The organism is Oceanobacillus locisalsi (assembly GCF_042675985.1).
GTDB classification, from domain to species: Bacteria; Bacillota; Bacilli; order Bacillales; family Amphibacillaceae; genus Oceanobacillus; species Oceanobacillus locisalsi.
Genome location: NZ_JBHTKK010000016.1, coordinates 83,774 through 96,751, shown reverse-complemented (window position 1 = coordinate 96,751; position 12,978 = coordinate 83,774). Strand labels below are relative to the sequence as shown.

Annotated in this window: 14 protein-coding genes; 4 read left to right on the top strand and 10 right to left on the bottom strand. The window is 41.7% G+C overall.

The annotated features are described in order from the left end of the window. Positions 1-106: 106 nt before the first annotated feature. Positions 107-799 carry a DUF554 domain-containing protein gene (locus ACFQ19_RS13335; RefSeq protein ID WP_379592870.1) on the bottom strand — a complete coding sequence of 231 codons (693 nt, stop codon included), beginning with the start codon at positions 797-799 and terminating at the stop codon, positions 107-109. A gap of 542 nt (positions 800-1,341) precedes the next feature. On the opposite strand from ACFQ19_RS13335, the gene lpdA reads away from it, so the two are divergent. The 4 genes from lpdA (at position 1,342) to ACFQ19_RS13315 (ending at position 6,100) form a co-directional block, all read left to right on the top strand. Continuing rightward, positions 1,342-2,688: a dihydrolipoyl dehydrogenase gene (gene lpdA, locus ACFQ19_RS13330; protein ID WP_379592868.1), complete on the top strand. Its 1,347-nt coding sequence runs from the start codon at positions 1,342-1,344 to the stop codon at positions 2,686-2,688. A gap of 108 nt (positions 2,689-2,796) precedes the next feature. Then, complete coding sequence (locus tag ACFQ19_RS13325; RefSeq protein WP_379592866.1) at positions 2,797-3,744, top strand: thiamine pyrophosphate-dependent dehydrogenase E1 component subunit alpha; 948 nt, start codon at positions 2,797-2,799, stop codon at positions 3,742-3,744. 33 nt (positions 3,745-3,777) lie between these two features. Continuing rightward, positions 3,778-4,818 (top strand): alpha-ketoacid dehydrogenase subunit beta, encoded by a 1,041-nt coding sequence (locus ACFQ19_RS13320; RefSeq protein WP_379592864.1) that lies wholly within the window; start codon positions 3,778-3,780, stop codon positions 4,816-4,818. Between the two features lie 16 nt (positions 4,819-4,834). Then, the gene (locus ACFQ19_RS13315; RefSeq protein ID WP_379592862.1) at positions 4,835-6,100 is read left to right on the top strand and encodes a dihydrolipoamide acetyltransferase family protein; all 1,266 of its coding nucleotides are present in this window, start codon (positions 4,835-4,837) and stop codon (positions 6,098-6,100) included. 100 nt (positions 6,101-6,200) lie between these two features. Here the strand turns inward: ACFQ19_RS13315 and ACFQ19_RS13310 are convergent, their stop codons facing one another. The 9 genes from ACFQ19_RS13310 to ACFQ19_RS13270 all read right to left on the bottom strand — a co-directional run bounded on the left by ACFQ19_RS13310 (position 6,201) and on the right by ACFQ19_RS13270 (position 12,971). Continuing rightward, a complete protein-coding gene (locus ACFQ19_RS13310) occupies positions 6,201-6,908 on the bottom strand; it encodes an ABC transporter permease (RefSeq protein ID WP_379592860.1) in 708 nt (235 codons plus the stop codon). Then, on the bottom strand, positions 6,905-7,918 hold the full coding sequence (locus tag ACFQ19_RS13305) for a LytTR family transcriptional regulator DNA-binding domain-containing protein (protein WP_379592858.1): 1,014 nt from the start codon (positions 7,916-7,918) through the stop codon (positions 6,905-6,907). The genes ACFQ19_RS13310 and ACFQ19_RS13305 overlap by 4 nt, the downstream gene beginning before the upstream one ends. A gap of 12 nt (positions 7,919-7,930) precedes the next feature. Beyond that, positions 7,931-8,140 (bottom strand): hypothetical protein, encoded by a 210-nt coding sequence (locus tag ACFQ19_RS13300; RefSeq protein ID WP_379592856.1) that lies wholly within the window; start codon positions 8,138-8,140, stop codon positions 7,931-7,933. Between the two features lie 174 nt (positions 8,141-8,314). Continuing rightward, positions 8,315-8,536 carry a hypothetical protein gene (locus ACFQ19_RS13295; RefSeq protein ID WP_379592854.1) on the bottom strand — a complete coding sequence of 74 codons (222 nt, stop codon included), beginning with the start codon at positions 8,534-8,536 and terminating at the stop codon, positions 8,315-8,317. 15 nt (positions 8,537-8,551) lie between these two features. After that, positions 8,552-9,055, bottom strand: a complete 504-nt coding sequence (locus ACFQ19_RS13290; RefSeq protein WP_379592852.1) for a small multi-drug export protein — start codon at positions 9,053-9,055, stop codon at positions 8,552-8,554. A gap of 405 nt (positions 9,056-9,460) precedes the next feature. Then, the gene (locus tag ACFQ19_RS13285) at positions 9,461-10,342 is read right to left on the bottom strand and encodes a metal ABC transporter permease (protein WP_379592850.1); all 882 of its coding nucleotides are present in this window, start codon (positions 10,340-10,342) and stop codon (positions 9,461-9,463) included. After that, a complete protein-coding gene (locus ACFQ19_RS13280) occupies positions 10,339-11,259 on the bottom strand; it encodes a metal ABC transporter permease (RefSeq protein WP_379592848.1) in 921 nt (306 codons plus the stop codon). Before ACFQ19_RS13280 ends, ACFQ19_RS13285 begins: the two co-directional genes overlap by 4 nt. Next, on the bottom strand, positions 11,234-12,007 hold the full coding sequence (locus tag ACFQ19_RS13275; RefSeq protein ID WP_379592846.1) for a metal ABC transporter ATP-binding protein: 774 nt from the start codon (positions 12,005-12,007) through the stop codon (positions 11,234-11,236). Before ACFQ19_RS13275 ends, ACFQ19_RS13280 begins: the two co-directional genes overlap by 26 nt. Further along, positions 12,000-12,971 (bottom strand): metal ABC transporter solute-binding protein, Zn/Mn family, encoded by a 972-nt coding sequence (locus tag ACFQ19_RS13270; protein ID WP_379592844.1) that lies wholly within the window; start codon positions 12,969-12,971, stop codon positions 12,000-12,002. The genes ACFQ19_RS13275 and ACFQ19_RS13270 overlap by 8 nt, the downstream gene beginning before the upstream one ends. Between the last annotated feature and the right edge of the window lie 7 nt (positions 12,972-12,978).

Below are 12,978 nucleotides of genomic sequence, written 5' to 3'. Positions count from 1 at the left end.
ACAAAAGATAAAACAATTTATCAGTTACTACAATGAACATTTGGCTAAACCATTCCGTTGGACGAAGGAAGCTAAAACCTTACAAATTTAATGTGGGGTATTTACTTCAGCCGCGTGGCACTAGTACAACTGTCACAATACTTGGTAATAAATTTCCGATACGAATTTTGGTGATATTTAATAAATTCAAGCCAATCGCCAAAATAAGCAGTCCACCGACTGCTGTTAATTCGACAATTAATCCATCTAAAAACGCATCCGGCACCCACCGATTAATTTGTGTCGCCAGCAATGCAATCGTTCCCTGATATAGAAAAACAGGAGCTGCTGATAAAATAACGCCAATCCCCAAAGTAGTTGTTAATACAAGCGCAGTGAAACCGTCAATGATTCCTTTGGTAATCAATACCCCATGATCGCCACGTATGCCGCTGTCTAAAGCCCCAATAATAGCCAGTGCACCGACACAAAATATCAGCGAGGCTGTGACAAATCCTTGTGAAATACTTGTATTATTATTACTGACTGCAAAACGAGTTCCTATCCATTCACCAAATCGGTTTAACCCTTCTTCTATTTTCAGGCCTTCTCCAATAATAGCACCAGATAATAAACTCAATAACACAATAATAATCTGTTCTGTCTGTAATGCCATCTGCAAACCAATTAAAACAATGGCCAGTCCGATTCCGTTCATGACGGTCTCTTTAAATCGTTCCGGGATTTTTGTAAAAAATAAACCAATAATACTTCCGATGATAATAAACACGACATTTACAATTGTTCCAAATAAAGCCACTTCCTGCCCTCCTGCTGCTAAGAGGTTTGAATAAGGAGAATTATCTTACCCATTCATTTGTAAAACTACGATAAAACGAAGCTTTACCATATCCTCTTAACGAAATGTTCCACGTGAAACATTTCTATTTAAGTATGATGTACGTATACATTTTAACGCATTGTTTCCTATGATAGACCGCCACTTATTCCAAGGTTAACAACCTTCTATAAATAACGAGTTAAAAAGCATTATAATCAAATTTCACTTTATTTGCAATTCATTTTCATCAATCCTCATCTATAATACAATATTGTGGTCATAGCGCAAGCTTATACTTCCTCTATTACCGTCTTATATGACTGTGAATCTTTCATATAGCCATGCCCTCCCCTTTTTATTTTCAATCTGCAATCTTTCTCCTTTATTTTCGGGCCCATTATAAACACACATATATATGTTTGAAAAATGTCTTGATTCAGACATTGAAAATCAAAAGTTTCAGTTATACAATGAAAGTGTATAGTATTGTAAGCGATTTCAATAGGGGGTGATAGATTTCTATGCAACATTTTGATGTCATTGTTATCGGGTCAGGTCCCGGGGGTTATGTTGCTGCAATCAGAGCTGCACAGCTCGGTATGAAAACAGCAATTGTTGAAAAATCCAGCATTGGAGGTGTTTGTCTGAACACTGGTTGTATCCCCTCCAAAACCTTACTGAAACACAGCAAGATGGTACACACTATCAACCAAGCAAAAGAATGGGGAATTTCTACCGGTGCATTACAAGTCGATTATGCCAAACTGACAGATCGGAAATCAGAAGTCGTTCAAACATTAACAGACGGTGTAAGCTATTTGTTGAAAAAGAATGCTATTACAATTTTCCAAGGAGAAGCTGCAATAGACAAGGAACGTAGAGTAACAATCGGAAATGAAAAAATCAAAGGAAACAATGTTTTACTTGCGACCGGAAGCAAACCTTTTGTCCCGCCTATTAATGGATTAGATGAAGTAGACTACGAAACAACGGATTCTTTCTTTGATTTGAAAACACAGCCTAACAAACTGGCAGTAATCGGCGGCGGTGTCATTGCTTCAGAAATTGCTTCTGCAATGGCTCAGCTGGGAACAGATGTAACCATCATTGAAATTGCACAAGATGTATTACTGACGGAAGAAGAAGATGTACGTTCGGCTTTAAAAAATCAACTGGAAAACCAAGGTGTCCAAATCGTTACTAAAGCAGCAATCAAAGAAGTAACACAGAGTAAAGTTATCCTTGCAGAGCAAGAAATAGCCTTTGATTCGCTCCTGGTGGCTGCAGGCAGAAAACCGAATTTGCAAATTGCTGAAAACCTGCAGCTGCAATTGAATCAAAATCAGTTTGTGCAAGTCCATTCATCCTATGAAACAAGTGTAGCAAATATTTATGCAGTCGGAGATCTTATTGGCGGATATCAATTAGCCCATGCAGCCAGTGCAGAAGGGATTGCAGCGGTACATGCCATGGCCGGAGAGAATATTAAGCTGGACCAGCATGCCATACCACGCTGTATTTATACCCACTTGGAAGCTGCTTCATTTGGGCTTACGGAACAAGAAGCTGCTGATGCCGGCTATGAAACGGCAGTAACAACATCTTCTTTTAACGGAAACAGTAAAGCTGTCGTGGATGGAGAAGCAGAAGGTTTTATTAAAATTGTGACGGAAAAGAAATACCAGGAAATTTTGGGTGCTTTTATCGTTGGACCGAATGCCACAGAATTAATTGGAGAATTGCTGGGTGTGAAAGCATCAGAAGGAACGATGCATGAACTTGCGGATATCGTACAACCCCACCCTGCCCTGTCTGAAGTTATCGGAGAAAGTGCTCATGCGTTATTTAAGCGGGCAATTCATATGTAATATCAGCAAATATGATTGGCTGCAAGTATTCAGAGAACAGCCGCAGTAACATGTATGCAGGAGAAAAGGTTATCTTTTTCATCTGCCAAATAAAAGGAGGAACGCATCATGGAAAAACAAGATGCACGCTGGATTTATCAGACGATGAATGAAATTCGTGCTTTTGAAGATGAAGTTCACCGGATTTTCGGTACCGGGAAAATCCCCGGATTTGTTCACTTATACGCAGGAGAAGAAGCCATTGCTTCGGGAATCATGGCGCAGCTCACAGATGACGACTACATTACCAGCACGCACCGCGGACATGGCCATGCAATTGCAAAAGGCTGTGATATGAACCGGATGATGGCCGAAATCATGGGCAGAAAAGACGGCCTCGGTCGCGGTAAAGGGGGTTCCATGCACGTAGCTGATGTTGGAAAAGGCATGCTGGGGGCAAACGGCATTGTCGGCGGCGGTTTTGGTTTAGCAAATGGTGCAGGAATCTCTATCCGCAATATGGGCAAAGAGAATGTTGCTGTTTGTTTCTTCGGTGATGGTGCTGCTAATGAAGGTACATTTCATGAAGGGCTGAACCTTGCTTCCATTCTCAATCTGCCGGTCGTTTTTGTTTGTGAAAATAACCAATTTGGAGAAGGAACCGCGCATAAATATGCCAGTGCGTCCGAAACCATTGCAGAACGGGCCTCGGCCTATAATATGCCTGGAGAATTTGTAGACGGCGCGGATGTAAAAGCTGTCTATAAGACTTTTAAAAAAGCCATGCAGCGTGCCAAATCCGGTGAAGGCCCTACCCTGATTGAATGCAGTACGTACCGGAATTACGGCCACTTTGAAGGCGATGAACAGAAATATAAATCACCGGACGATGTAAATACAGACCGTGATCCTATCCCTGAGTTCCGGGAAAAAGCATTGGAAAAAGAATGGCTGACAAAAGAAGAAGCGGACCAGATTGAAGCAGATGCCAAACAACAAGTAAAAGATGCTGTGGATTTTGCAGAAAACAGTCCGCTGCCTGATATTGACTCATTATATGAAGATGTCTTTGCATAAAGAAAAAGCTTAAACCAACAGGAGGGATGAACGATGGATAACAAACGAACAGCAACATTCATGGGAGCTATTCAAGAAGCGATGGACATGTCTCTGGAAAATGACGATAATGTAATTTTGATTGGAACCGATGTGGCAGGCGGAGCAGAAGTGGACCATTTGCAAAATGATGAATCGTTTGGCGGTGTATTCGGGGTATCTAAAGGACTGGCAGCCAAATATGGAAGGAACCGGATTATTGATACACCGATTGCTGAGCACGGCTATTTTAGTGCTGCGGTTGGTGCTGCAGCTACTGGGCTCCGTCCCATCGCAGAACTAATGTTTAATGACTTTATCGGCTTTGCTCTCGATCCTATCTTGAATCAGGGAGCGAAAATGCGTTATATGTTCGGCGGTTATGCCAAAATTCCATTAACTGTCCGGACCGTTCACGGAGCAGGCGCAGGTGCAGCAGCACAACATTCGCAGACACTTTATGGCATGTTCGGTGCTATTCCAGGTGTCAAAGTTGTTGTCCCATCCAATCCTTATGATGCCAAAGGATTGTTCTTGGCTGCAATGGAAGATGATAACCTCGTTGTCTTCTCAGAGGATAAGACATTATATGGAATGGAAGGTGATGTTCCCGAGGACTACTATACCGTCGATATTGGAAAAGCAAACATTACCAGAGAAGGATCGGATTTAACGATCGTTGCTATCGGTAAAATGGTACAGGTAGCAGAAGAAGTTGCCGAGCAGCTGGACGAGCATCAAGTTTCCGTGGAGGTTGTTGATTTGCGGACCATTTCCCCATGGGATGAAAAAACGGTGCTGGAATCCGTTAAAAAGACTGGCAGGCTTGTTATCGTGGATGAATCCAATCCGCATAATAATACAGCTACCGATGTCGCGTCTGTTATCAGCGATATTGGCTTTGATTATTTGGACGGGCCAATTAAAACAGTATGCGCGCCGGATACACCGGTCCCTTTTGCTCAAAACCTGGAACAAGCTTATATTCCGAATGCAGAAAAGGTGCTGCAGGTAGCAGAAGAATTAATCGAAGACCTAAAAGCAGTCAAAGCATGAACAGGAGGTGAAAACAATGAGCGAAAATATTGTCATGCCGAAATTGGGAATGACCATGAAGCAAGGCACCATTGAAGAATGGCATAAACAAGTTGGAGACACGGTGGAAGAAGGAGAAAGCCTTGCTACCATCAGTTCCGAAAAGCTGACGCAAGATATTGAAGCACCGTCCGGCGGCGAACTATTGGAAATCCAAATCGAAGCAGGCGGAACAGCCAAAGTCGGCGATGTATTGGGCGTGCTTGGGTCACCCGGAGAGAAACCTTCTGGTCAAGATGACGCTTCGCAAGGAGAGGCAGATCAAGATACAGAGGAGAACGCTGCTAAAGAGCAGGAACAAGCAAAAGAACAGACCACCGCAGTCAGTCATAAAAACAGTGCAGCTCAAGACACAGGAGAACGGATATTTATTTCACCCCTGGCCAGAAAACTTGCCAAGGAATATGATTTACCAATTGAACAAATTAACGGCACAGGCGGTAATGGCAGAATTACCAGGTTAGACATTAACCGAGTGTTAGAGCATGGGCTGGATAAAGCAGATGAAAAGCAATCCAGTATCGAGGAAGCAGCGGTTACACTGGAACAGGAAACGATTGGCAAAGGTCTTGATTCCATGCGGAAAACAATTGCGCACAACATGCGACAAAGCTTGCATCAGACTGCACAGCTCACCTTACATCGTAAAGCAGATGCAGATAAACTCATTGCTTTTCAGAAAACACTGCGTAATGAAGCAGAAGCCTCGGATATGGATGTAAAACTCAGCTTGACAGCGTTGATCGCTCGGGCAGTTGTCCTTGCGTTACAAGACTATCAAAAGATGAATGCACGCTATGAAAACCACGAGCTGTCCGAATTGGAAGCAGTTCATTTAGGTATTGCTACTTCCTTAGACAATGGCTTGGTTGTACCTGTGGTTAAACATGCTGAACAAAAAACAATTGGCAGTTTAGCCAGGGACATCAGGGATGTTTCCACAAAAGCCCGTGACGGTGAAGCAGATGCATCGATTTTATCCGGTTCTACCTTCACCATTACAAACATGGGCGGAAGCGGTGTCGAGTACTTTACACCAATTCTCAACCTCCATGAAACAGGTATACTCGGCATTGGAGCATTACAAGAAGAACTCGCTCTGGAGAACGGAGAAGTCATCCAGGTTCAAAAACTGCCGTTCAGCCTGACATTTGACCATCAAATCCTGGATGGTGCGGATGCAGGAGAATTTTTCTCCATTCTCGTAAACTATATTGAAAATCCTTATTTGCTGGTACTATAAGAAGCGTTCTTCTAAATAGCTTCCAAACTTGCACACGTTTAAAAAGGCCCTGTTCCTTATAATTAAAGGGATATGGCCTTTTTCTGTGAATAAACACTTATCAGCTATACCGTTTCCTGAACCACATCATAAACAACAACGCAGAAAAACCCAGCCATAAAACCGGCACAAACAAATAGGCAAGGAAAGGACCGCCCGAATAAAGCTGCTCAATCCCATAATGCAGATGATAATTAGGGAAAACAGCCAGCCAGGGCATCTGCCCCTCCGTACTATTCATCAACAGCCCTTCGACAAAGAAATAAAGGGTGAAAAGCGGCACACTGTATAAGCTCACCTCAATCGTATTCTTTGCTTTCATACCCAAAAAGGTTCCCACAATCAGAATAGTCATTAAATTAGGCAATATTAAAGCCAGCAGCTTCAGGCTGGATACCACGCCATCTCCATAAAGAAAGCAGAAAAGAAGCAATATAACTGCCGTGACCAAAAATGTAAACAGCATTTTGGAAAGAATCAGCTCTTTCATAGAAAAACCGGCTTGCCTTAAACGGCGGATGGTTCCCTGTTCATACTCCTCCACCATGACAGACCCTTGCATCAGCATCACCAGCATCGTCAGAATAAAGGCAAGCAAGAATGACAATGGTAATGTTTGCTCCGCAGGCACAAAGCTAAGCAGCGTAATAAAAATCAGTACGCCAATTAGATTCAATAGAATTTGTCCATTGCCGGGCAAATCGCAAAGATCCTTATAAAATAATGCTTTCAAGCGATGGAAGGACACCTTCTTTTCCCCTGTTGTCATAAATGCATCAACTCTTTCAATTTGCTGTAATTCGCCTTCGATAGCGGTATTGTACTTTTCGAGGGGTTATCCAGACTGAGACTGTAACTGTTTTTACTCCAAATAATAATTTCGCGGACACGCTGTAAATTCACAAGATAAGAACGATGACAGCGGAAAAAGCCGAATGGCAGCAATCGCTCTTCCAACGCTTTAATGGTTTCTGATGAAGCGAACTCCTCTTTGTTTACAAATAAAAATGTCTGGCCTTCACGCGCCTCCACATAGTCAATTTCCAAGGGATTAAACAGAATGATTTTATCCTCCATTTTCGCACTGATTTTGTCCAGCTTCACCTGCATACTTGTCACTTCCGCTTCTTCTCCGTTTCTACCTTCCGTCCCTGTTTCAGTTTCCGCATCTTCTTGTTCCACCAGCTTCACACCACGGCTGGAATAGCGATAAACCACATTACCGAGACGAATCGCTTCTTCCAATGTGGGAGTAAGGATTAATACCGCTCCCCCCTCATCCGCCAACAATCTAATCACATCATGGAGCACCTGCTTCGTTTGCAAATCCAGTATCATGGAAGGATCTTTCCAAATATATACCTCAGCCGGCTGGATAAATGCCAGCGCAAACTGCAGACGATACTGTTCAGAAAGGGTGAGCTGTTTTGTTTTTTTGGAAACGCAAGCATGCAGTTCACAAATATTCAAAATCTTATCTAAATCCGTTTGCTGTCGGTATAACCTGCACCAGAAACGCAACATTTGCAGCACAGTCAATCGCTTATACAAACCATCATCCTGCTGAAATAAATATATATTTTGAAATCCACCTTCTGGGAGGGTGATCATTCCCTCTTTGATATCCCGAGGATGATTGAACAGGTCAAATAAGCGCTCAATATATTCATTTTCGCTTTGAACAGCAATAACCTCTCCTTGGGGAACCGTCAAATTTAGCTCCGGCAGCAAGACGGTATTTTCTTCCATTTTAGTTAGCTGGTTCATAGAAAACACCATGTTCAAACTCCTTTACTCTTTATTTGCGCTCCACCCTATTAATAAGGAAACTAAAACAATCAGCGCAATATTCACAAAACCAACCGGAATAAACCAATCCGGAGCTTCAAAATCAGGAAGTGAAGGGATATTCATAGATATCCCTTCATAAAGTACCATAAATGGGATAATAGCCAGCAGAATCATGACAAGCGGTCCAAATATCTGCATCCATTTTTTCAAAACAGCACTCCTTTCCCGCCTATCTTCTTTTATTAAAATGTTGTCTTGCTCTCTAACACTTATCATAACAAGATAAACTGTAAAATAATATTGAATAGGAAGAAACTTTATTTAAAAGGGAATGCTTTTCATTGCTCCGTCATTTTTCCAATATGACTCGCGAGGCCATTCACCTTATTTCTCCGTCTCCTTCAGTGATAGCGCAAGCATAAAAATCAAAACAATACAGACAAATCCAACTGGAATAAAGCCATTCGGAGCATCGAAATTCGGCAATCCAGACAAATTAGCTGCTACTCCTTCATAAATTGTTAAAGCCGGAATAATGGCTAACAATATCATGCATGATGGGATGATTCTCCGGGGAACCATTCGCCGTATCATTTGTAGCATCATGATCAAACTCCTTTCTTATGAAAATGGATTAAGATTTGGCAGATGCTCTAAAAGGTTCACACCATAATGGAAAGCAACGCCTAACGCAATCGACCAGGCTCCAATACCAATCGCCTGCCAAATACTCACATAAGTCTTCTTTGCTCCAGAGGCAATCGAAATCGCGGCACATACATGGAAACAGATAATTGGACCTGCAAAAGATATACCGGCAACCCCATACTTATTGAAGATATTTTGTGCGCGATTTTTTCGTTTGCTACCTTGATTCCTTTTATTTTTGACCACTTTCTGACGTAGTCCAGACAGTAACCAGACAAACACCATGACAGACAGCCAATTTCCTACAGCAGCAATCACAATAACTTGAATGCTTGGAAATCCGAACACAATCCCAATCGGAATCGCTACATAAGATTCAAAAAATGGAACAATGGAAATAAGTAAAGTTCCCAAATACTGCAACCACGTATCCGCCTGCGCTAAATTCATGACAAACTCCTGAAATGCTTCTAACATAAACATTCCCTCCTCCCTTGTTTTGCTGATTCCATCATAGGCGAGGAAAACAGGCAGCGCATTCGATTTTCGATGAAAGGAGGGAAAAACAACGCGAATGGGTAATTATCAAAGATGAATCACAGAGCTTTGTTTAAAAAGGTCCTAACGGGGATAAAAGAAGATGGAATAAGATGAATAGAGATAAAATCGGGGATGGATGAAACAGTTTCCAGGATGAATGGCTTCTTTTCTTTGATAAAAAAAGAAACAACCATGTTTCCATTCATCAACAGATTGTTCCGTTCAAATTATATATACCCTTTTTGCATCCGTGTGTGATATGACAAAAACATTTCTATAATAGGATGTTAAAAAAGGATGTTGTATCATCTTAATCTTAGATACAACATCCTTTTTTAATATTTATGCCTCTTCTCTGATCTCAGCTGGCCGGACCCATCTCGAAACCAGACCATGCTTTGGCGAGAGCAGGAAGGTTATAAAAAAGATACAGCCTGTCATCAGCGCCATAGATCCTGAAATCGATGTATTCAGCCATGTAGCTACCCAATATCCTGTAACAGCAGACACAATGCCAAATCCGCCGCTTAGAAACAGCATTAAAATTAATTTATCTGTCCATAGATAAGCTGCTGCTGCAGGAACGATCAGCATAGCAACCACAAGGATGGCACCGACTGCATCAAAAGATGCCACCGTTGTTACCGACACCAATGTCATAAATAAGTAGTGAAAGAAAATCACCGGTATACCAATGCTTGCTGCCAGCGCCGGGTCAAACGAAGTAATTTTCCATTCTTTATAAAAAGCAATAATAAAGAAAATCACAACAATTAATACAAGACCAAGAATGGCAGTAGCTTTCGGAACAGATCCAATCAACGGAATATCCATCGTTGTAAATGGCACAAATGTAATCTCTCCCATTAATGCGTGCTGCACATCTAAATGCACATTCCCTACAGAAGTAGAAATCAAAATAACACCAATCGCAAACAGCGTTGTAAATACAATCCCTAAGGAGGCATCATGCTGTACCTTCAAGTTATTAAGGGATTGCACAAGGAAGGCTGTAAGAATTCCGGAAAAAATACCGCCTACAAGCATCGCTGTTCCTGATACCTGCTGTGTTACCATATAAGCTAATACAATCCCGAGCAGCACCGTATGACTAATCGCATCTGCCATCATCGCTTGTTTTTTCAAGATAAGGTATACACCAATTAAACCGCAGGAAAGACCAACAAGAGACGCTGTTATAATAATCCACATCGTATAAGTCATTGTGATCCTCCTTTTTCAGCGGCCAATGATTGCTCTTTTCGAGACGCTCGCTGCTGCATTTTAAACTGGACGAAATTGATAACAATTCCTTTTTCCTTTCCAAACAATAAGGAAATGACAAAAACAGCTGAGGAAGTGAGGACAATAAATGGCCCTGTCGGCAACCCGCTTCCTGTAGAACTGATCCACGTTCCGACTGCACCGCCTATACCTCCTACAACAGAGGAAAGCAAAATCATCATTTTAAAGGAATGCGTCCAGTATCTCGCACTTACAGCTGGAATAATTAACATTGCAGCCATTAAAATAACACCAACCGCTTGAATACCAATAACAATGGTGGTCACCAGCACGATAGTATACAGCACGTTCATACCGCGGATAGACATTCCGACGCCTTTTGCAAAATTAGGATCGAATAAAAATAGTTTCCATTCCTTAAAAGCAATGAATATAATCAAAATAACAACCGATGCCAGTGCAATCATCGTAATCACATCAGAACGAACCATTGCCGCTGCCTGCCCGTATATAAAATTATTTAAACCACTCTGATTCCCGCCGGGAGTACGGTTGGCAATCGCCAACAGCATGACGCCGACACCGTAAAATACGGATAAGGTCATCCCCATGGCTGTGTCTTCCGTAATTCTGGTCGCGCTTGAAAACCATTGAATAAAAAATGCCCCTAAAAGCGCACTGATTGCTGCACCAATGACAAGTAATAACAGGTTTTTTTCCTGTATAATCAAGAAAGCTACAACAACTCCGGGAAGAGCTGCGTGGGATAAAGCATCACTCATCAGATTTTGTTTTTTCCAATAAGCTAAGCATCCGATTCCCCCTGCAGCAATTCCCAAAATCATTGTACTTAACATCACCCACAGTGTATTAATGTGAAGAAGATTGGATAACATATTGATCTCCCTTTCCAACCCATTGCATATCTCCACCATACGTTTTTGCTATATTATCTGTTGTGAACACTTCTTCTGTTTGTCCATGAGCATATACGGTTTTATTTAAAAATAAGACATGGTCAAAATATTCAGGGACTGTTTGCAGGTCATGATGGACAACCAATACGGTCTTGCCATTGCTTTTCAATTCTTTCAAAATCGTCATAATCGCTTTTTCCGTAGATGCATCTACTCCTGCCAATGGTTCATCCATAAAGTACAATTCAGCATCTTGAGCCAGCGCACGCGCTAAGAATACACGCTGTTGCTGGCCTCCTGATAGCTGACTAATTTGACGATGCGCATAAGACTCCATGCCCATTTTCTTCAAGGCATTCATTGCTTTTTCTTTGTCTTTTTTAGAAGGAATACGAAACCAGCCAATTTTTCCATATAGACCCATGGTTACTACATCCAATGCATCTGTTGGAAAATCCCAGTCAACGGATCCGCGTTGAGGGACATAACCGATTTTTTTCTTTGCAGTTTTAAAAGGACTGCCCCAAAAGCTGACATTTCCTGTCAGCTGAGGGTGGAGTCCTAACATGGTCTTAATTAATGTCGATTTACCGGCACCATTAGGACCGACAATCGCGGTAATCGTTCCTTCTTTCACTTCAAAACTTACATCATTCAATACTTTATTTTTTTGGTAAGAAGCTGATAAATCATCTACGCGTATTACAGATGATGTCACCTTACTCATCTCCTCCAGTTAATGCTTCATAGATTGTGTCTATATTATGCTTATACATTCCAATGTATGTGCCTTCTTCTGTACCTTCTTCACCCATTGCATCAGAGAACAATTCTCCGCCGATTTCTACTTCCATTCCATTATCGGCAGCTCCTTCAATAACAGCATTAATTGTATCCTGATTTACACTGCTTTCCACAAATATTGCCGGAACTTCATGTTCTTCAATGATAGAAATGGTATCATTCACATCAGAGACACCTGCTTCACTTTCTGTACTGATTCCCTGCAGACCAACTACTTCCATATCGTGCAGCTCACCAAAATAATTAAATGCATCATGTGCTGTTACAAGAACACGCTGCTCATCAGGGATATCTTGCAATTTCGCTGCTTCTTCGTCTAATTCTTCTAACTGTGCAAAATATTCCTGTTTTCCTTCTTCTAATTCATCCGCATGTTCCGGAGCATACTCTTTTAATTCTTCTACTGCAGCATCTAATGCATCCTGCCATAGATTATAATCAAACCATATGTGTGGATCTGGAGCTCCAGGCTCTTCTTCATCTTCTAAAAGAACATCCTCAGGCAATGTCTCTCCAATTGCTAACACTGGTTTTTCTGAGCTGATGGATTCTAACGGTTCTTCCATGTTCGCTTCTAAATGTAAACCAGAATAAAAGACAACATCTGCTTCATCCAACGTAGCAATATCTCCCTGTGTAGGATCATATAAATGCGGGTCCACGGAAGGTCCCATTAACGTCTCTACATTTACAAGGTCTCCGCCAATCTCAGATATCGGCTCACCAATTTGCGCAATTGTTGTGACAATTTCAATTGGTTCATCACCTGATGCGCCTTCCTCTCCATCATCTGCATTTCCTTCCTCATTATCTGAGCCGCAAGCTGCTAAAAAAAGTACTCCTATTAGTATAGCAAAGCCCAATAATTTCTTCCAACTACACTTCATCTTTCTT

Bases quoted from the DNA above. Each gene is read 5' to 3' on its own strand.
- ACFQ19_RS13315 (WP_379592862.1), top strand. From the start codon at position 4,835: ATGAGCGAAAATATTGTCATGCCGAAATTGGGAATGACCATGAAGCAA.
- ACFQ19_RS13295 (WP_379592854.1), bottom strand. From the start codon at position 8,536: ATGATGCTACAAATGATACGGCGAATGGTTCCCCGGAGAATCATCCCA.
- ACFQ19_RS13275 (WP_379592846.1), bottom strand. From the start codon at position 12,007: ATGAGTAAGGTGACATCATCTGTAATACGCGTAGATGATTTATCAGCT.
- lpdA (WP_379592868.1), top strand. From the start codon at position 1,342: ATGCAACATTTTGATGTCATTGTTATCGGGTCAGGTCCCGGGGGTTAT.
- ACFQ19_RS13310 (WP_379592860.1), bottom strand. From the start codon at position 6,908: ATGACAACAGGGGAAAAGAAGGTGTCCTTCCATCGCTTGAAAGCATTA.
- ACFQ19_RS13325 (WP_379592866.1), top strand. From the start codon at position 2,797: ATGGAAAAACAAGATGCACGCTGGATTTATCAGACGATGAATGAAATT.
- ACFQ19_RS13285 (WP_379592850.1), bottom strand. From the start codon at position 10,342: ATGACTTATACGATGTGGATTATTATAACAGCGTCTCTTGTTGGTCTT.
- ACFQ19_RS13280 (WP_379592848.1), bottom strand. From the start codon at position 11,259: ATGTTATCCAATCTTCTTCACATTAATACACTGTGGGTGATGTTAAGT.
- ACFQ19_RS13305 (WP_379592858.1), bottom strand. From the start codon at position 7,918: ATGGTGTTTTCTATGAACCAGCTAACTAAAATGGAAGAAAATACCGTC.
- ACFQ19_RS13270 (WP_379592844.1), bottom strand. From the start codon at position 12,971: ATGAAGTGTAGTTGGAAGAAATTATTGGGCTTTGCTATACTAATAGGA.
- ACFQ19_RS13290 (WP_379592852.1), bottom strand. From the start codon at position 9,055: ATGTTAGAAGCATTTCAGGAGTTTGTCATGAATTTAGCGCAGGCGGAT.
- ACFQ19_RS13320 (WP_379592864.1), top strand. From the start codon at position 3,778: ATGGATAACAAACGAACAGCAACATTCATGGGAGCTATTCAAGAAGCG.